The sequence below is a fragment of the Sphingomonas sp. OK281 genome, assembly GCF_900115295.1.
Taxonomy (GTDB): Bacteria; Pseudomonadota; Alphaproteobacteria; order Sphingomonadales; family Sphingomonadaceae; genus Sphingomonas.
Window position 1 is genome coordinate 26,433 of record NZ_FOVZ01000003.1, and the last position, 17,399, is coordinate 43,831.

At 65.5% G+C, this 17,399-nt stretch carries 17 protein-coding genes, 1 tRNA gene and 1 pseudogene; 6 read left to right on the forward strand and 13 right to left on the reverse strand.

Features of this window, described 5'->3' with window-relative positions; translation table 11 throughout:
* The first annotated feature begins 94 nt into the window (after positions 1-94).
* Complete coding sequence (locus BM244_RS11605) at positions 95-1,198, forward strand: NADH:flavin oxidoreductase/NADH oxidase (RefSeq protein ID WP_093399141.1); 1,104 nt, start codon at positions 95-97, stop codon at positions 1,196-1,198.
* Between the two features lie 114 nt (positions 1,199-1,312).
* On the opposite strand, the gene BM244_RS11610 is transcribed toward BM244_RS11605, so the two are convergent.
* From BM244_RS11610 to BM244_RS11620, 3 genes are read right to left on the reverse strand one after another with little or no spacing between them, the layout of a single operon-like run.
* Positions 1,313-2,116 carry an SDR family NAD(P)-dependent oxidoreductase gene (locus BM244_RS11610; RefSeq protein WP_093399142.1) on the reverse strand — a complete coding sequence of 268 codons (804 nt, stop codon included), beginning with the start codon at positions 2,114-2,116 and terminating at the stop codon, positions 1,313-1,315.
* A 28-nt stretch (positions 2,117-2,144) separates the two neighbouring features.
* Complete coding sequence (locus tag BM244_RS11615) at positions 2,145-3,968, reverse strand: glycoside hydrolase family 15 protein (RefSeq protein ID WP_093399143.1); 1,824 nt, start codon at positions 3,966-3,968, stop codon at positions 2,145-2,147.
* Positions 3,961-4,752 (reverse strand): glucose 1-dehydrogenase, encoded by a 792-nt coding sequence (locus BM244_RS11620; RefSeq protein ID WP_093399144.1) that lies wholly within the window; start codon positions 4,750-4,752, stop codon positions 3,961-3,963. The genes BM244_RS11615 and BM244_RS11620 overlap by 8 nt, the downstream gene beginning before the upstream one ends.
* Positions 4,753-4,923: 171 nt before the next feature.
* Between BM244_RS11620 and BM244_RS11625 the strand changes: the two genes are divergently transcribed.
* Both BM244_RS11625 and BM244_RS23550 read left to right on the forward strand, forming a co-directional pair.
* Entirely contained in the window at positions 4,924-7,071 is a 2,148-nt protein-coding gene (locus BM244_RS11625; protein WP_093399145.1) for a catalase, read from the forward strand.
* A gap of 47 nt (positions 7,072-7,118) precedes the next feature.
* Positions 7,119-7,484 (forward strand): annotated as a pseudogene (locus tag BM244_RS23550) (glycosyltransferase); the annotation flags it as partial.
* Between the two features lie 510 nt (positions 7,485-7,994).
* Here the strand turns inward: BM244_RS23550 and BM244_RS11635 are convergent.
* From BM244_RS11635 to BM244_RS11645, 3 genes are read right to left on the reverse strand one after another with little or no spacing between them, the layout of a single operon-like run.
* Positions 7,995-8,585: a class I SAM-dependent DNA methyltransferase gene (locus BM244_RS11635; protein ID WP_093399147.1), complete on the reverse strand. Its 591-nt coding sequence runs from the start codon at positions 8,583-8,585 to the stop codon at positions 7,995-7,997.
* The gene (locus BM244_RS11640; RefSeq protein WP_093399148.1) at positions 8,575-9,327 is read right to left on the reverse strand and encodes a PIG-L deacetylase family protein; all 753 of its coding nucleotides are present in this window, start codon (positions 9,325-9,327) and stop codon (positions 8,575-8,577) included. The genes BM244_RS11635 and BM244_RS11640 overlap by 11 nt, the downstream gene beginning before the upstream one ends.
* On the reverse strand, positions 9,318-10,244 hold the full coding sequence (locus BM244_RS11645) for an acyl-CoA dehydrogenase family protein (protein WP_139226921.1): 927 nt from the start codon (positions 10,242-10,244) through the stop codon (positions 9,318-9,320). Before BM244_RS11645 ends, BM244_RS11640 begins: the two co-directional genes overlap by 10 nt.
* Positions 10,245-10,587: 343 nt before the next feature.
* On the opposite strand from BM244_RS11645, the gene BM244_RS23110 reads away from it, so the two are divergent.
* Entirely contained in the window at positions 10,588-10,743 is a 156-nt protein-coding gene (locus BM244_RS23110) for a hypothetical protein (RefSeq protein WP_175518188.1), read from the forward strand.
* A gap of 4 nt (positions 10,744-10,747) precedes the next feature.
* Here the strand turns inward: BM244_RS23110 and BM244_RS11650 are convergent, their stop codons facing one another.
* The gene (locus tag BM244_RS11650; protein WP_093399149.1) at positions 10,748-11,011 is read right to left on the reverse strand and encodes a hypothetical protein; all 264 of its coding nucleotides are present in this window, start codon (positions 11,009-11,011) and stop codon (positions 10,748-10,750) included.
* Positions 11,012-11,127: 116 nt separating this feature from the next.
* On the opposite strand from BM244_RS11650, the gene BM244_RS11655 reads away from it, so the two are divergent.
* Positions 11,128-11,217 (forward strand) — tRNA-Ser (locus BM244_RS11655).
* A gap of 28 nt (positions 11,218-11,245) precedes the next feature.
* Here the strand turns inward: BM244_RS11655 and BM244_RS11660 are convergent.
* The 4 genes from BM244_RS11660 to BM244_RS11675 are packed head-to-tail and all read right to left on the reverse strand — an operon-like array spanning position 11,246 to position 13,513.
* A complete protein-coding gene (locus BM244_RS11660; protein WP_093399150.1) occupies positions 11,246-11,677 on the reverse strand; it encodes a DUF1178 family protein in 432 nt (143 codons plus the stop codon).
* Positions 11,674-12,501: a carbon-nitrogen hydrolase family protein gene (locus BM244_RS11665; protein WP_093399151.1), complete on the reverse strand. Its 828-nt coding sequence runs from the start codon at positions 12,499-12,501 to the stop codon at positions 11,674-11,676. The genes BM244_RS11660 and BM244_RS11665 overlap by 4 nt, the downstream gene beginning before the upstream one ends.
* Positions 12,501-12,755, reverse strand: a complete 255-nt coding sequence (gene grxC, locus BM244_RS11670) for a glutaredoxin 3 (protein ID WP_056063132.1) — start codon at positions 12,753-12,755, stop codon at positions 12,501-12,503. Before grxC ends, BM244_RS11665 begins: the two co-directional genes overlap by 1 nt.
* A gap of 32 nt (positions 12,756-12,787) precedes the next feature.
* Positions 12,788-13,513 (reverse strand): ComF family protein, encoded by a 726-nt coding sequence (locus BM244_RS11675; RefSeq protein ID WP_254784413.1) that lies wholly within the window; start codon positions 13,511-13,513, stop codon positions 12,788-12,790.
* A gap of 104 nt (positions 13,514-13,617) precedes the next feature.
* Here BM244_RS11675 and BM244_RS11680 point away from each other — a divergent pair, with 104 nt between their 5' ends.
* Positions 13,618-14,484, forward strand: coding sequence for a methyltransferase domain-containing protein (locus BM244_RS11680; protein WP_093399535.1), 867 nt, complete (start codon positions 13,618-13,620; stop codon positions 14,482-14,484).
* Here the strand turns inward: BM244_RS11680 and BM244_RS11685 are convergent.
* The gene (locus BM244_RS11685) at positions 14,481-14,873 is read right to left on the reverse strand and encodes a response regulator (RefSeq protein WP_093399152.1); all 393 of its coding nucleotides are present in this window, start codon (positions 14,871-14,873) and stop codon (positions 14,481-14,483) included. The two genes, BM244_RS11680 and BM244_RS11685, sit on opposite strands and share 4 nt — an antisense overlap.
* Positions 14,874-14,937: 64 nt before the next feature.
* Positions 14,938-17,397 (reverse strand): tetratricopeptide repeat-containing sensor histidine kinase, encoded by a 2,460-nt coding sequence (locus BM244_RS11690; RefSeq protein ID WP_093399153.1) that lies wholly within the window; start codon positions 17,395-17,397, stop codon positions 14,938-14,940.
* Positions 17,398-17,399 lie beyond the last annotated feature (2 nt).

Consider the following 17,399-nt stretch of genomic DNA (forward strand, 5'->3'; position numbering starts at 1 on the left):
TTCCTATGTTCCGCCAGCAGCAGCGAGTTTTCGCCGCACCTTCTCACAGATCAAGGGACATGCGCATGCCTTCCACCATCCGATCGATCGCCGCATGAGCGGGCCGAAACTGTTCGAGCCGCTTCAGGTCGGCAACCTCACGCTCGCGAACCGGATCGTGATCGCGCCGATGTGCCAATATTCGGCGACCAACGGTTGCATGAACGACTGGCACCAGATCCATTTGGGTCAGCTCGCGCTGTCGGGCGCGGCGCTGCTGACGATCGAGGCGAGCGCGGTGCTGCCCGAGGGGCGGATCACGTACGGCGACGTCGGGCTGTATGACGATGCGACCGAGGCGGCGATGGCGGGCGTGATCGAGAGCGTGCGGCGCTGGTCCGACATGCCGATCGCGATCCAGTTGTCGCATGCCGGGCGCAAGGCGTCGTGCGAGGTGCCGTGGAAGGGTGGGCTGCAGATCGCACCGGGTGAGCCGAACGGGTGGCAGACCGAGGGGCCTTCGACGGTTCCGTTCCTGCCCGAGGAGAATGCTCCGGTCGCGCTGGACGCCGACGGGCTGGCGCGGGTGCGCGATGCGTTCGTGGCGGCGACGGTGCGCGCGGCGCGGCTCGGGATCGACGCGGTGCAGTTGCATGCGGCGCATGGCTATCTGCTGCATGAGTTCCTGTCGCCGCTGTCGAACCGGCGCGAGGATGAGTATGGCGGCAGTCTGGAGAACCGGATGCGGTTCCCGCTTGAGGTGTATGACGCCGTCCGCGCTGCGTTTCCGGCCGAGCGCGCGGTGACGATGCGCGTGTCGGGGACCGACTGGGCCGAGGGCGGCTGGGACTCTGACCAGACGGTGGCGTTTGCGAAGACTCTGGAGGCGCGTGGGTGCAGTGCGATCCACGTGTCGAGCGGTGGGATCACGCCCGCGCAGCAGATCCCGGTCGGGCCGAGCTATCAGGTACCGCTTGCGCGGGCGGTGAAGCAGGCGGTGTCGATCCCGGTCGTCGCGGTTGGGCTGATCACCGATTTCGAGCAGGCCGAGGCGATCGTCGGGACGGGCGATGCGGACATGATCGCGCTGGCTCGGACGATCCTGTACGATCCGCGCTGGCCCTGGCATGCGGCGGCGCATCTTGGGGGTAAGGTGAAGGCGCCGAACCAGTATCTGCGGTCGCAGCCGCGGCAGTTTAAGGATTTGTTCGAGGGGTAAGCTTCTCCGTCACCCCGGACTTGTTCCGGGGTCCACCGTTCCGCAAACTTACGACTATCGAGTTTGCGGAACGGTGGATGCCGGAACAAGCCCGGCATGACGGAGGGTGGCGGCTCAGCCGGCCACGGTCATCACCGAGCCCGAGTCCACGCGGATATCTGCGCCGTTGATAAAGCTCGCCCGCTCCGAGCACAGGAACACGATCGCCGACGCGACCTCTTCCGCCGTCCCGCGACGCTTCAAGGTCATCCCCGGCCGCTCCTCCTCTAGAAACGTCTCGATCGCCTCGTCGAAGCTCGTACCCTTCTCGTCCGCGCGCTTCTGCATCATCTTGTCGGTCATCGGCGTCGCGATGAACGCGGGCGAAACGGTATTCACGAGCACATTGTCGCAGCCATAAGCCTTGGACAGCCCCTTCGACAGGCTGGAAATCCCCGCCTTCGACGCGCAATAGGCAAGCTCGTCGACATAGGGCTGCACCGCATCCTCCGAACTCATCAGCACGATGCGGCCCCATTTGGCGGCGCGCATCGCCGGGATCGCCTCGCGGCAGACGCGCACCGCGCCCATCAGGTTGATGTCGATCGTCGACTGCCAGCCGGCATCGTCGACGTCGAGAAAGTCGCCGGTCGCACCGGTCACGCCTGCGCAATTGACCAGGATATTCGGCTCGCCTAGCTGTTCGCGGACCTTGGTGAACAACGCTTTCACGTCGTCGAGCTTGGTCAGGTCGGCCTCGACCGCGATCACTTCGCCGTGCGCCTTCAGGTCCTCGACACTCGCGTCGAGGTCGCCGCCGGGTTGGTCGGTGATCGCGACACGGACGCCTTCCTGGAGCAGCATCCGGGCGGTTTCCTTGCCCATGCCGCTGTCCGCGCCGGTGATGAGTGCGATCTTGCCTGTGATATCGAGGTTCATGCTGTCGTCCTTGCGTCAGTGAAAAAGGTCATGCCCATTCCCGCGGACCGTCGCTGTCGAGCGCACGGTCGAGGTAGAAGGCCGCGCTGATCAGCGCCAAGTGGCTGAAGCCTTGCGGGAAATTGCCGAGGAAGCTGCCGTCCTGCGCGATCTCCTCGGCGAACAGGCCAAGATGGTTGCCATGCGCGAGCAGCTTCTCGAAGTTCAGCCGTGCCTCGTCGAGCCGCCCCGCCCGCGCCAGGCATTCGACGTACCAGAACGAGCAGGCGACGAACGTCCCCTCCTGCCCCGGCAAGCCGTCGTCGATCCGGTAGCGATATACCTGCCCGTCGTCGGACAGGTCCTCGCCGATCGCCTCCAGCGTCGCGAGCCACTTGGGGTCGGTCGCGCCGATGAAACGGATCAATGGCATCATCAGCAGCGCGCCGTCGACCGCCAGATCCTCCGGCGCGGCGCCGATCGCGCGGACGAAGCGGCCGAGATCGTCGTTCCAGAAGTTCGCCCAGATATCGTCGTGGATCGCCGTCCGCGTCTCGGACCAGCGGACCAGCGGCGCGGGGAGCGAGCGTTTCTGCGCGAGCCGCACGGCGCGATCGACCGCGACCCAGCTCATCAGGCGCGAGTGGAGATAATGCTTATTCGGCCCGCGGACTTCCCAGATGCCCGAGTCCGGCGTGTCCCACGTCTCGCAGACCTGATCGACGATCCGCCCGATCGCCACCCAGGAGTCATGCGCGATCGGCTCGCCGTATTTGCTGCCGAGATAGGTTGCGTCGAGCAGTGCGCCGTAGATGTCGTGCTGCGTCTGGTCCTTCGCCTCGTTGCCGACGACGATCGGGGTCGCGCCCTCGAACCCGGCGAGGTCGAGCTTGCGTTCGTCGGCGATCTCGCCGCCATCGAGCGCGTACATCACGCCGAGATGACCCTTCGAACACGCCTGCGCGCGGTCCATCGCCCAGTGGAGGAAGCCGACCGCCTCGCCCTGATAGCCTAGCCGTAGCAAGGCGTAGACGGTGAACGAGGAGTCGCGGATCCACGTCGCGCGGTAATCCCAGTTGCGGACGCCGCCATGCGCTTCGGGCAGGCCGAAGGTGGCGGCGGCGGCGATCGAGCCGTGTTTGCGGGAGGTGAGCAGCTTTAACGTCATTGCCGAACGCTCGACGGTCTCGCGCCAGCGGCCTCGGTAGCGCGACTTGCGGCTCCAGGTCCGCCAATAGTTCAGGTCCTTCTCGACGATCGCGTCGAGCGCTTCGGTATCGAGCGAGACGTCGTCGGGGTTGCTGAGGATCAGCGAGACGGTGTCGCCTTCGTTGAGGTGGATGTCTGCGGTCAGGTCGCAGTTGTCCGCGACGAGCGTCGCTGCGCCGTGAACTGCGAGCGCGAGGCCGCTCTCGTGGTCGAACCGGCCGCGCGACACGTCCGCGCCCGACGTCGTGACGGAAGCCGTGCGGCCCATCACGCCATAGTCGAACCGCGGGGCGCAGCGGACGCGGACCGTCGCCGACCCGCGCGTGCAGGTCAGCCGGCGGACCAGCCGCGACGGCGCATCGTCCTTGTCGTTACCGACCGGCATGAGGTCGACCAGATCGATGCTCGCCGCATTCGCCATCCAGCGGGTCAGCAGGATGTTGGTCTCGGGCAGATACATCTGGACTATGTTCGCGTCGGGCAGGTCGGGCTTGACCGAGAAATGCCCGCCCTTGTCTCTGTCGAGCAGCCTCGCGAAAACCGACGCGCTATCGAGGCACGGCCAGCAGAGATAGTCGATCGTCCCGGCCGTATCGACCAGCGCGATCGTCTCCAGATTACCGATCGCGCCGTGATCCGCGATCGATACGCCATGCTTATCCATTATCGCGGAAGCCGGGATACAGGCTCATGCCGCCGTCGATCGTCAGCGTCGATCCGACGATATAGTCCGCCGCGTCCGACACCAGGAACAGGGCGGCGCGGGCGACGTCTTCCGGGTCGCCGATGCGGCCGTAGGGGATGAGTTCGAGCAGCTTGTCCTGGTCGGCGGTCGCATCTTCGTTGATCTCGGTCGCGATCGCGCCGGGGGCGATGCCGTTCACGCGGATGCGGTCGCCGGCGATCTCCTGCGCGAGCGTCCGCATCAGCATCCCGCTGCCGCCCTTCGATGCGGCGTAATTGGCATGGCCCGCCCAGGGGATGACCTCGTGCACAGAACTCATGAACAGGATCTTGCCGATCGACCGGCTGACGCCGCGGTCGCCCTGCTTGCGGAACCGGCGCACCGCCTCGCGCGAGACGAGGAACTGGCCGGTCAGGTTGACGTCGATGACGCGCTTCCAGTCCTCTAGCGTAAGGTCGGCATAGGCCGCATCCTTCTGCATGCCCGCGTTGGCGAAGACGATGTCGACGCCGCCGAAGCGCTCGACCGTCTCGTCAAAGAGCTTCAGGACCGCCGCTTCGTCCGACGTATCCGCCTCGCAGGCGAAAGCCTCGCCACCCGCCTGCTCGATCGCCTCGACCACTTCGCGCGCCTTGTCCGCGCTGCTGTTGTAGTTGACCGCGACCTTCGCGCCTGCCTTGGCGAAGGCGATGGCGGAGGCGCGGCCGAGGCCGGAACTCGCGCCGGTAACGATCGCGGCCTGGCCTGTCAGGTCGATGTGCATGGCTGATCTTTCGCTGGGGATTATCGCGGGTTAACGCGCGCCCTCCGGCATTTCTCCCTGGCTACGCCTTGCGTCGGGCAATCTTGCTGATCTGGGTTAACTCGCGATTTTCGGTGCAACTCTTACGGCACGCCGCGCGCTGTGGGTCCTGAGAAGCTACGAGGACGGCACATGACCAAGACCATCGCCAAGGATACCGGCACGCCCCCGCAGGGCGCCAAGTTCGAAACGCAGATCGGCGAAGGCGGCGAACTCCACCAGGTCGCCAGCGGCGACGGCGACGTGCTGACGACGCAGCAGGGCATCCCGGTATTCGACGACCAGAATTCGCTGAAGGTCGGCGATCGCGGGCCGACGCTGCTCGAGGATTTCCACTTCCGCGAAAAGATTTTCCACTTCGATCACGAGCGTATCCCCGAGCGCGTCGTCCATGCGCGTGGCTATGGCGCGCACGGCACGTTCACGCTGACCGAGAGCCTGGAAGAGTTCACCAGCGCCGGCATCCTGACCGAAGTCGGCGAGCAGACGCCGATGTTCCTGCGTTTCTCGACGGTCGCGGGCAACAAGGGCTCGGCCGATCTCGCGCGCGACGTGCGCGGCTTCGCGGTGAAGTTCTACACCAAGGAAGGCAATTGGGACGTCGTCGGGAACAACATCCCGGTGTTCTTCATCCAGGACGCGATCAAGTTCCCCGACCTGATCCATGCCGCCAAGCAGGAGCCCGACCGCGGCTTCCCGCAAGCGCAGACCGCGCATGACAATTTTTGGGACTTCATCAGCCTGACCCCGGAATCGATGCACATGGTCATGTGGATCATGTCCGACCGCACCATCCCGCGCGGCTTTCGCTTCGTCGAGGGCTTCGGCGTGCATGCGTTCCGCCTCGTCAATGCCGAGGGCAAGGGCACCTACGTCAAGTTCCACTTCAAGCCGAAGCTGGGGCTCCAGTCGGTTGCGTGGAACGAGGCGGTCAAGATCAACGGTGCTGATCCCGACTTCCATCGTCGCGACCTGTGGGACTCGATCGACCAGGGCAATTTCCCCGAGTGGGACATGGGCGTCCAGTTGTTCGACGACGAGTTCGCCGACAATTTCGAGTTCGACGTGCTCGATGCAACCAAGGTCATTCCCGAGGAGCAGATCCCGGTCCGCATCATCGGCAGCTTCAAGCTCGATCGTCTGGTGGACAATTTTTTCGCCGAAACCGAGCAGGTCGCGTTCTGCACGCAGAACATCGTGCCGGGGATCGGCTTCACCAACGATCCGCTGCTGCAGGGCCGCAACTTCTCGTATCTCGATACGCAGCTGAAGCGCCTGGGCAGCACCAACTTCACGCATATCCCGATCAATGCGCCGAAGATTCCGGTGAACAATTACCAGCAGGACGGCCACATGGCGATGCATGCCCGCAAGGGCCGTGCGAACTATGAGCCGAACAGCTGGGCCGGCACGCCGCGCGAGAGCCCAACGAAGGGCTATAAGCACTTCCCGTCGCAGGAGACGGGACGCAAGGCGCAGGTGCGATCGGCAACGTTCGCCGATCACTACAGCCAGGCGCGGCAGTTCTTCATCAGCCAGACCGAGATCGAGCAGAAGCACATCGGCGATGCGCTGACGTTCGAGCTGTCGAAGGTAGAGCGCGTCGACATCCGCGAGTTGATGGTCGGGCATCTGCTGAACATCGACGAAAAGCTCGCGAGGACGGTCGCGACCGGGCTCGGGCTCAAGGCGATGCCTCCCAAGGCGAAGGCTGCGGTCGAGACGCGTACCGACCTGCCGGCTTCGGATGCGCTCAGCATCCTGAAGAACACCAGCGGCAGCTTCGAGGGTCGCAAGCTCGGCATCCTCGTCACCGACGGGGCTCCGGCAGCGATCGTGCAGGCATTGGTAGACGGGATCGTCGCGGCGAAGGCCACGTACGAGATCATCGCACCGAAGGTTGCCGGCGCGACGCTCGACGACGGGACGCTCGCGGAAGGCAAGCAGAAGATCGATGGCGCGCCTTCGGTGCTCTACGATGCGGTCGCGATCGTCGTGTCGGCGGACGGGGCCAAGAAGCTCGGCAAGGACAAGACCGCCAAGGACTTCGTCAGCGATGCGTTCGGGCATGCCAAGTTCATCGGCTTCAACGCCGACGCGAAGCCGTTCCTGGAAAAGGCCGGCATCGAGGACGAGGACATGGACGACGGCGTGATCGCGCTGGGCGGCAAGGGCGACGTCGATGCGTTCCTCAAGACGCTCGGCAAGCTGCGCATCTGGGACCGCGAACTGAACGTCGACCTCGACGCGCCTGCGTTCGAAAACCCCGAGGCGGCTTGATCGCTTCGTTCAAACCCGGATCGTCGCCACCGTACGCTCGGCGTGCGGTGGCGATCGCCATTCCGGTCAAGAACGAAGACCAGTATCTGCTTGGTTGCCTCGACGCGTTGGATCGTGCGGCGGGGCGGTATGGCGGCAAGGTCGTCATCGTTGCGATGGCGAACGATTGTACCGACGGCACGATCGATATTTTGACGAACTGGCGGCCGACGCATGCGACGCTCGCATGGTCGGCCGTTTCGCTTCTGCCGGGTGCACGGCACGCCGGCTGGGCCCGGCGGCTAGCGCTTGACGCTGGTGCTGGGCTGCTTACGCATCACGCCGATCTTCTGCTGTCGACCGATGCGGACACGAACGTCTCCGCGGACTGGATCGCTCGAATCGTTGCGCATGTCGACGCGGGTAACGACGCCGTAGCCGGTCGCGCGCTGACCCTTCGGTCCGACCGGGCGAGCCTTGGCGCTACGGCTCGGCGGCGGCTTGATCAACTCGGGCGCTATTATACCGCGCTGGATTATCTCCGCGCGCGCGCCGAGACCGAAGCCCATGATCCCTGGCCACGCCATTTCTATGAGGGCGGCGCGAGTATCGCGGTGACGCACGCGATGTACCGCCGGATTGGTGGCGCCCCTACCCCGCCGGTTGCCGAGGACCGCGCGCTGTTCGATCGGATTCGCGCGCATGGCGGGCAGGTGCGGCATCCTCTCGACGTCCGCGTCTTCACGTCTTGCAGAATTTCGGGCCGTGCGCCGGGTGGCATGGCGGACGCGGTCGCGCGGTGGATCGACCAGCCGGTCGATGCGCCGCTCCACGAGACTTATGCGGTGACGGCGGCGCTGGATCCCTCTTCTGCTAACCCGGGCGACCAGCTCAGCTTCGCGACCTTGCCCGATGCGATCCGCGAGGCGCAGACGCTGATCCGACTAACGCGCGTCTTCCAGGCGCCAGAGGTCGAGCCGATACGCTTCGTGCCGATCGCTGCGAACGACCGTGACGCGGTCGCCGAGCGCAGCGTGCAGTTCGGCAACGGCGTCGTCCCCGCTTTTGGGATAGTCGGTCTCGCCGATCCAGTGGACCAGCATCACATACCCGCCTGACACCGCCGCCGAGCGGACGTATGCGGCCAGCCGGACGATGTCGACGCTGTCCCAGTAGTAGACTAACTCCGACAGCAGGATCAGGTCGAACGTCCCTGCGGGAGCGTCTTCGGGAAGTCGGCGCTGCTCGATGCGGATATGGGGTTGGTCCGCGCATCGTTCGCGTGCCGCTGCGACCGCGGTTTCGGAAACGTCGAGCGCGAGCAATGCATCGCATCGAGCCCCGAGCCGCGCGGTCAGGACACCGTTCGCGCAGCCGACTTCCAGCGCGCTCTCGAACCGCTTCTTCGGCAACGCGGCCAGTGTCTCGTCATACTTCGCCGCCTCGTACGGGCTGGTCTCGAACTCCCAGGGGTCGCCCTTGTCCTTGTAGAGCGCTTCGAAATATTCGGGCTCGATCGAGTGTTCACGGCGCATCGCGCGTCTCCAGCAACAAGGTGTTCGGCCGGTCCATCAGCCGCATCATCGCGTCGGGTAGTCGGAAGTTCTCGCGCGCGCCGACGATCCGCCCGCCGCGCTGGCTGCGATGGCACGCCATTGCGCGACGCTGTCTGGGCCGTCCGCATGCCGTGGCGATCGACAGCACACGCGCGCGGCGCAGGCGCTTGGTCAGGTCGGGGACGGTCCAGCCCCAGACGAGATACTGCCAGAGGCGGCAATGCGCTCTGCTCGCCACCGCCTTGGCGAGTGCGGCTGCGGCCTCGTGGTCGCAATGCGGTTCGCCGGACCACGTCACGGCGATCTGGCGGACGCCGCGGGCTTTGCACCATGCGGCCAGTCGATCGACGCTGCGCACGAACAGCGGGTCGCCCTTCGAAGCCGGCGACGCGTCGGGCCAATCGAGATACAGCGCGTCCTGCTCGCCGCCCAAAGCCTTCAACGCCGCCTGCGCTTCGCCGCGCCGTAGCCCCGCGATCCGTTTTCCACTCCAGCCGGGTGCATCAGGATGGGATCCCGCGCCATCGGTCAGGAACGCGGTATGAACCCGGCCACCTGCCGCCGTTACCGAGGCGATGAACGCGCCGCAGCCGAGCGTCTCGTCATCGGGATGCGGCGCCAGCACGAGCCAAGGCCCCTGCCCCGCCGCCGTGCTGGCCGACATCCGCCGTGCCCGCCGCGTGAGGTTGCTCCAGACCTTGCCGCCCGGTGCTACCACCACCGATCGTCGCCCCAGCAATCATCCTCGAGCCACGCCGCCGCCGCGCGGTCGCGCGCCTGGTCCGGGACCGGCTGGCGCAGGTAGAGCCCGAGATCGCGCGTAATCCGGTCGATCCGGCTGGCCGCGAAGAACGACGCCGTGCCGACCGAGCGCGCGGCCGCCTCCATCGTCCGCAGCCCCGCGTCCTCGACCACGCCGCGCGTCATCAGCACCAGCGGGATCGCGTCGCTCGCCTGTGACTCGGCCAGATGCGCGGCTTGGCGCACCCACAGCCCGGCGCTCCGCGTCTCGGTCAGGCAGGTGGCAAACCGCGCGCGCTGGATCGGGTCCGCCCCCTTGCCGGTCGCGACGAGGTGATCGCGCAGATGCCTGACGAGTGCCTCGACCGCGCCGAGCTGGACCGCCGTAAACCGCCACGCGCCCGCGCTGAAGCGTGGCTCGCGTTCATAGTCGTTCGGCGCCCCGATCACGCCCTCGCGGCCGATCTCCATACCCGTGAAGTCGAACCGCCCGCTGCACGTGCCGCGCATCCCGCGCACCTGCCATCCGGAATTGTCGGTCCGCGTAGTCTCGTCCGTGATCGGGACCAGCACGAGCTGCTTGTCGCCGTGCGCGTCGCGCGCCGTCACCAGGATGCGATCGAGATGCCCGGCCCCGGTCGCAAAGCTCTTCGCACCGTCGAGCGTCCAGCGATCGTCGCCCGCGGCATGGATCGCGAGTCCCGGTGCGGGTTCGGTGTTCCAGACGCCGAAGACCTTGCCCGCCGCGAGATTCGCATCGAGGGCCTTTCGCTGCGCATCGTTGCCATAGGTCGCGACGAGCTGGACGGCGTTCACATGCCCTTCGAACACCCGCCCGAGGCTGAGGTCGGCGCCACCGATCGCGCGGAGAACGTCGAGCAATGCGTCGGTCTGCACGCCCGTGGCCAGCGTCTTGAACGCGGCCAGCGCGCCCGCGCCGTGGAGGTCCGCGATCCGCTCCGCCGGGAATGTCTCGTGGGAATTGTCCTGATCCCATGCCGCGGCAAGGTGCCGGACGGTCTCCAGGACGGTCCAGCCGGTTGGATATGTGGTCAGTGGCCGAGTCCCCGTGAAACCGATGGCGGTGCGCCAGCTTCATCACACAGAACGCGGGACAGGCGTCAGCGTTGCGTACCGCCGCCACCATGGCGGGAACAAATTTCCCCGTGCCATGCCGCGGTCGAACCTTTGGTTAACGCTTGGCCGGCATATTTGGAGCGACCGGAAGGGATGAGAATCGATGGCACGTACACAGGACGTCTTCACGCTGCTCGGCAAGCGTATGCAGGTCGATCAACCGTCGCTTCGCGGGCGTCGTGGCGACAGCGACATGCCGCCGATCGCGGACCTGATCCGGCGGATCGATCGCGCACTGCTGGAACGACGCGCCGCCTGACCGCCTAGTCGTCTGCGCCGGCTGCCCCGATCGCGGAGGCGTACATCCGCGCCGCACGCTGCTCCCGCGGATCCTTGAACGCTTGCATCGGGTCGGGCGCCTCGCCGGTCGCGCGCAACACTGCCCACAAAGCGAACCGCCGGCCAGCCTCCCGCTCGGTGCCGAACGCGATCGACACGCGCTCTCGTCCAGCATCCAGCGCCTCGGGGTCGAGCGTATCGATGTCGGTCGTGCCGAAGAAATGCTGCGAAATCGCGTCGAGGTCCATTGCCGCGCCATGCCGATATCGTGATGCAAACGCAATTGGCGCTTAGGCAGCGACCCGTGAACCAGATGGTTGCGATCCGCCCAACCACCGCCTAGATGCGCGTCGAGCCAGCATCCGGACGGGTGGCCGAGTGGTTTAAGGCAACGGTCTTGAAAACCGTCGTAGGGGTAACTCTACCGTGGGTTCGAATCCCACCCCGTCCGCCAATCCAAACAATCCGCACGCACCCGGAGATCAGTTCGCCTTCCCCGGCGGAATGATCGGCATGGGGAGCGGAGCGACCGGAACGCCTTCGTCGACCAGCGCCTTCGCCTCCGCAAGGCTCGCCTGGCCGTGGATGGTGGCGTGTTTCTCTTCGCCGAGATGCATCGCACGGGCGCGGTCGGCAAACGCAGTGCCGACCCATTCCGAGGATTCCAGCGCCTTGGCCTGCCGCGTCGCGAGCATCTTCATCGCGGCCTTGACCGCGTCCGGGGTCGGCGGCGGCGCCTTGCTGTTGCTCTTTGCCGAGATCGCGGGCGCCATCACCGCCTTGGTGATCGTGCCATCGTCGCAAACCGGACAGCGGACATGGCCCGCCGAGCGTTGGTCTTCATAAGCGCCGCTCGATCCGAACCACGCCTCGAACACATGGCCACCACCGCACTTCAGGTCGAAGACGATCAACCGACGTTCGATACGGCAGGAATGGTCCGGCGGTGCCCGATGACCGGAATACGCGACCGCACCTGCTCGATCCGGGCGAGGTCAATCTCCACGAACGCCAGCCCTGCGGCCTCGCCCATGTCGAGCAGCACATCGCCCCATGGATCGATCACCAGCGAATGCCCGTAGGTTTCGCGTCCGTCCTCGTGCACGCCGGTCTGCGCGGCCGCCACGACGAAGGCGCCCGCTTCGATCGCCCGCGCGCGCAGCAGGATTTCCCAATGCGCTGCACCGGTCGGTCGCGTGAAGGCAGCGGGAACCGACAGGATCGTCGCGCCTGCATCGCTCAACGCGCGATAGAGGTCGGCGAACCGAAGATCGTAGCAGATCGACGCGCCGAGCTTGCCTGCGGGCGTGTCGATCACCGTCGCGGTATCGCCCGCGACATAGGCTGAGGACTCCCGCCAGCTTTCGCCGGACGGGAGGTCGACGTCGAACAAATGAAGCTTGTCGTAGCGCGCGCGGATTACGCCGGTCGGATCGATCACGAACCCGCGATTGGCGAACTTGCCGTCCGGGCGTCGTACCGCGAGCGACCCGAGGTGCACCCAGATACCAGCCGCCGCGACCGCGTCACGGACCACAGCCAGCACAGGGTCGTCATCCTCGGCGACGATCGAGCCGGCTGCGCGGGAGCGATCGCGATCGATCAGACCCGACATTTCGGGCGTGAACACCATCGCTGCGCCCGCCGCTGCGGCGTCCCTGATCGCGTCGACCAGCGTCGCGGCGTTGACGGCGGAATCGATCCCGCTCGTCATCTGGAGGACGCCGATCTTCGCCATCAGGCGAGAAGTGCGTCGAGGCCGCCCTTCGCATCGAGCGCCGCCAGATCGTCCGATCCGCCGATATGCTTACCGTCGATGAAGACTTGCGGCATGGTCATGCGACCGCCCGACCGCTCGACCATCTCTGCCTTCTTAGGGCCACCCATCGTGACGTCGAACTGCTCGGGCTCGACACCCTTCGATGCGAGGAGCTTCAGCGCGCGCGTGCAATACGGGCAGAACGCCTTGGTGTAGATTTCGACTTTAGCCATAGGCCGGGAAATGTGGTCTCGGCCCGGACTTGTCAATCGTCGGCGGCGGACGAAAGGACGCGCGCCCAGCACAGGATGACGACCGATCGGGCCCCTGCCTTCAGCAGCACCCGCGTACATGCGTCGGAGGTCGCACCGCTGGTATAGACGTCGTCGACCAGCGCGATCGCGCTGCCCCGGACACGGTCGCCAGGCTGGACCGCGAACGCACCGGACACCGCCTTTGCCCGCTGCCGTGCACCCAGCCCGCGCAACAGGATCGTCCGCCGTAGCCGCATCAGCACGGTGCGATCATGGGCAACGCCCGACAGCGCCGCGACGGCGTCGGCAATGAGCGCCGCCTGGTTGAAGCCGCGCGACCATATCCGCCAGCGGTTGAGCGGCACCGGTACCAGCAGGTCGATGTCGTCCGGCAACAGCCGCAGCATCTGGCGCGCCATCGTCTCCGCAAAGGCGATCCGACCGCCATATTTCAGGCGCAATGCGAGTGCCCGGGCGATCGGGCCATAGGCGACGGCAGCACGAACGCCAGCGTGACGCGGCGGATCGACGAGACAGGCCGCGCACCGTGCTTCTTCGCCGCGATCGAAGGCGAAGGGCCGATTGCACCCGGCGCACCAAGGCGGCCCGAGGAACCGTAATCCGGTCCAGCAGATCGCACAGAAGCGATGATCCTCGGCAACGGGCGTTCCGCAGCCTGCACAACGGGGCGGCAGGGCGAGCCCGAGGAGGTGTCGAAACGGCCGGAGTATCCTCACCCAGAGCTCCTACCGCGACCGGATCTGCGCTGGTGATCGATCGTCGACGCGAAGCGGTCTTGTCGGCGAAGCGCCAGCGCGGCACAAGCGGCGTCGTGCCCGATATGAACCAGCCGACGTCCGCCCCCGAGATCTTCGATCGCTCCACGCGCCGCCTGCGTCGCGACCGTGCAGCGCCAGGCTACGCCGAACACGACTTTCTACGGGCAACGATGCTCGACGGAATCGCCGAACGGCTCGACGCGGTCACGCGGGATTTCACCGACGTGCTCGACCTTGGCTGTTTCGACGGGGCCTTCGTCGCGCCTCAGGGTGCACGCGTCTCGCGCTGCGATGCAGGCTTCACCTTCGCGGCTCGATCGGCCGGCATCCAGGCGGACGAGGATCGCCTTCCCTTCGCGGATGCATCGTTCGACCTGGTGGTGAGCGCGGGCGTGCTGGATCAAGTCAACGACCTTCCGGGGGCGCTGGCACTCGTCCGCCGCGTGCTGCGCCCCGACGGGCTGTTCCTCGGCGCATTCGTCGGGGCAGGCAGCCTGCCCGCATTGCGAACGGCGCTTCGTACCGCGGAAGAAGATCGTCCAGCAGCACGACTTCATCCGCAGATCGACGTGCGATCGGCGGGCGACCTGTTGATGCGCGCCGGGTTCGCGTTACCGGTGGCCGATGTCGAGACGCTCGACGTCGGCTACCGCGACCTCGGGAGGCTATTGGGCGATTTGCGTGGCATGGCCGCGAGCAATATCCTCGTCGACCGTCAACCGCTGACATCTCGGGTGCTGGGACGTACGATTGCGGCATTCTCGGGCGCCGCAGATGGACGCGACCGGACCGCCGAGAAATTCCAGATCATATTCCTGACCGGGTGGTCGCCCGATCCTTCGCAGCCAAAGCCCGCACGGCGTGGCAGCGCGACCGCGTCGCTGGGTGATGCGCTGACAGCGCCGCCCGCACGCTTTCCGAAGCCCTAGGCGATCATTCCTCCTCGCGCCGCATCGCGGGCGAGGATCGCACCCATCGCATCGAACAGCTCGTCCATCGCGACGGGTTTGAAGATCACCTCGTCGGCACCGGCGGCGAGGCAGCGTTCGCGCAGATCGGGTGCGATATCGGCGGTGACGACGATGATCGGGACATTCGCCTTCGCATCCGCGCGCGCGCGGATATGCTGGATCGCGGTGATGCCGTCCATGCCGGGCATCCGCAAGTCGACCAGAACAATCGCGAAATCCTGTTCGCCGATGATCTCCAGGCCACGCTCGGCCGTCTCGGCCTCGACCATGTCAGCACCCGCGACATCGAGCATATCCTTCACCACACGACGATTCATGCGATCGTCCTCGATGAACAGGACGTTCAAGACCGCCTCCGCGATACTGCAACAAACGGGGCATAAACGATCGGCATATCGTAGCGTCTACGCGTCAAGCAGCATGGGATACAAGGTCGGGATTTGAGTTGTTTTTTGAAACTGATCTATGTAACATTGTGACAAGGAGAGCGTCGCCGCTCACCGGTCTCGACACGACGCGGGTCACCCCCGTCTGCAGAAGTTCGCGCCGTTCCGCTTCTACCGATACCGGCCACAACAGCGTGGTTTCCACGCCGCCGGCAGCAACGGCGAGTCGCGCGAGTTCGGCGAGTACATCGTCTGCGCCCGCTCGGATCGTCACGTCGTCGATCAGGATACGAACCACGTCCCCGGACGTCAGTCGGGCTATGGCCTCGTCGACCGTTGCCGCAAAGCCGATCGGTCCGCAGGCCGGAGCGAGCAGCGTCCTGAACATGCTGCGCGTAATCGGGTTGCGATCGAGGACGAGGGTCACCGGTCCGGCTTCCGGCGAGATCGCATCGACCCGCGTCGCCAACACGCGCAATACCGGCAAGACGAGCGTGAAGGTCGCGCCCTGCCCCTCGATGCTGCTGACCGAGACGTCACCGCCCATCGCGCGGGCGAGATTGCGGCAGATCGACAGACCCAGTCCGGTCCCGCCGAACTGGCGCGTCGTTCCGGCATCGGCCTGACGGAACGATTCGAATATATCCTCGAGCTTGTCGGGAGGAATGCCGATGCCCGAATCGGTCACGGCGACCCGCAACCGGTCGTCCGCGCCGACCTCGACCTTCACGCCGACATGCCCCGCCTTGGTGAATTTCAACGCGTTGGACAACAGGTTGAAGACGATCTGGCGGACGCGCGCAGCGTCGCCCATGATCAAGGCCGGACACCCGTCCATATCGACCGTGAACGACAGGCGCTTCGCCCGTGCCTGTTCCTCCCACATCCGCGTGGCGTCGGTGATCGTCGCACACACGTCGAACGGCGCGGATTCGATCGCGAGATTGCCGGTTTCCATCTTCGCGACGTCGAGGATGTCGTCGACCAGCGCACGCATCGTCATGCCGGCACCGTGAACAACGCCGATCCGGTCGCGCAAGGCAGGTGCCAGTGCGGCGTCGGCGAGCATGACCTGCGTCATGCCGAGGATCCCGTTCAGCGGCGTCCGGATTTCGTGGCTCGTCGTCGCAAGGAATTCGGTCTTGGCCGCAAGCGCCTTGCTGAGCGCGGTGTTGGTCACGGCAAGGTCGTCGTTCGCCGCGCGAACCTGATCGCGGCTGCGTCGCAGCGTGACGACGCCGAACGCCAACAGCGCGATGACGATCGCCACTGCGGCAGACGCTCCGAGAAAGACATAGCGCTGGGTCTCGGCGCGGGCACGCTCGAACGCGATGCTGCGTTGAAGTTCGCTCGCCTTCAATTGACTGATCTTGAGCTCCTGGTTCGCGAAATCGAACCGCGCCGCCATCAGCGCGGTCTTCGTATCGGTCGCGAGCTTGGTCGCATCGTCGTCCAGGCGTTTGAGGGCCTGGAGGTGCGTGAGAGCCGAGTTGGTATCGCCCGTCGCGAGGAAGATGTCGTAGGCGGTCTGGTGAAAATCCTGATACGAAACGTCGGCGCCGTCGGGGTCGATGCCCACCAATGCCTGTATGATCAGTCTTTTTGCCTTGGGCAGGTTTCCGTGTTGCAAAGCAGACTTTGCAGCCGTCGCCCTCAGTCTCCCAAGCAGGCTAAGGTCGTTTGGATCCGCCACAGCTTGCCCACGAGCAAGCGCCTGATCGGCAAGCGTCAAGTTACCGGTGTCGAGTTGGACCCGCGCGATGTTCAGATAAATTTGTTCGAGGAGGTTCCGGCTTCCCAGCTGTTTCGCAAGCGTCAGGGCATTTTTAAATTGCTCCGCTGCCAGCTTATACTTTTTCGCCTCACCCAGAACTAAGGCCCTGTTATTGTATATGGAGACGGATATGTTGATATCCGCATGATACACGTCGAGCGCCTGCTTGTAGTATTTCTCTGCCGTGTCGTTATCTTTGGCTTGGGCGTAGAGAAGTGCGATAAAGACCAGCGCCCTCGATTGTCCGCGGGCATCCCCCAGCTTACCGTAAATGCCAAATGCTTGTTGATAGTCCACCAGCGCCTTGCCGACATGGCCTTGATAACTGTCCAGCCAACCCAGCGATATCAGAAGATCTGCATAGAGCTTCGGTAATGGCCGAACGTGAACGATCGAGGCCGCCGCCTTTCGCACCGGGGCATCCGCCTTGTCCGACTGATTCGTCCGTAGATAAGCCTCGCCCTGCAGCCATTGCGCGGTAGCGACCGCTATGCGGCGCGCGCGCGGTTCGGCGATCTTCTCGCCCAGTTGCTCGGCATAGATTGCCTTGGGTAGAACCTTTGCCGGGTCGATCAGCATCGTCGCCTTCGCATCGGCCGCTGCTACATCGTAATCAAGCACGGGCGATCGCTGCGCGTCCGCGTCGATCGCCGACATCGCACCGACCGTGATCATCAGCCCGAGGAGCATCTTGGCGAACGCGGACATCATCG

What these genes read in the sequence shown, in the direction of transcription:
- BM244_RS11605 (WP_093399141.1), top strand. Translation starts at nt 95, where the DNA reads ATGAGCGGGCCGAAACTGTTCGAGCCGCTTCAGGTCGGCAACCTCACG.
- BM244_RS11610 (WP_093399142.1), bottom strand. Translation starts at nt 2,116, where the DNA reads ATGAACCTCGATATCACAGGCAAGATCGCACTCATCACCGGCGCGGAC.
- BM244_RS11615 (WP_093399143.1), bottom strand. Translation starts at nt 3,968, where the DNA reads ATGGATAAGCATGGCGTATCGATCGCGGATCACGGCGCGATCGGTAAT.
- BM244_RS11620 (WP_093399144.1), bottom strand. Translation starts at nt 4,752, where the DNA reads ATGCACATCGACCTGACAGGCCAGGCCGCGATCGTTACCGGCGCGAGT.
- BM244_RS11625 (WP_093399145.1), top strand. Translation starts at nt 4,924, where the DNA reads ATGACCAAGACCATCGCCAAGGATACCGGCACGCCCCCGCAGGGCGCC.
- BM244_RS11635 (WP_093399147.1), bottom strand. Translation starts at nt 8,585, where the DNA reads ATGCGCCGTGAACACTCGATCGAGCCCGAATATTTCGAAGCGCTCTAC.
- BM244_RS23110 (WP_175518188.1), top strand. Translation starts at nt 10,588, where the DNA reads ATGGCACGTACACAGGACGTCTTCACGCTGCTCGGCAAGCGTATGCAG.
- BM244_RS11650 (WP_093399149.1), bottom strand. Translation starts at nt 11,011, where the DNA reads ATGGACCTCGACGCGATTTCGCAGCATTTCTTCGGCACGACCGACATC.
- BM244_RS11665 (WP_093399151.1), bottom strand. Translation starts at nt 12,501, where the DNA reads ATGGCGAAGATCGGCGTCCTCCAGATGACGAGCGGGATCGATTCCGCC.
- grxC (WP_056063132.1), bottom strand. Translation starts at nt 12,755, where the DNA reads ATGGCTAAAGTCGAAATCTACACCAAGGCGTTCTGCCCGTATTGCACG.
- BM244_RS11680 (WP_093399535.1), top strand. Translation starts at nt 13,618, where the DNA reads ATGAACCAGCCGACGTCCGCCCCCGAGATCTTCGATCGCTCCACGCGC.
- BM244_RS11690 (WP_093399153.1), bottom strand. Translation starts at nt 17,397, where the DNA reads ATGATGTCCGCGTTCGCCAAGATGCTCCTCGGGCTGATGATCACGGTC.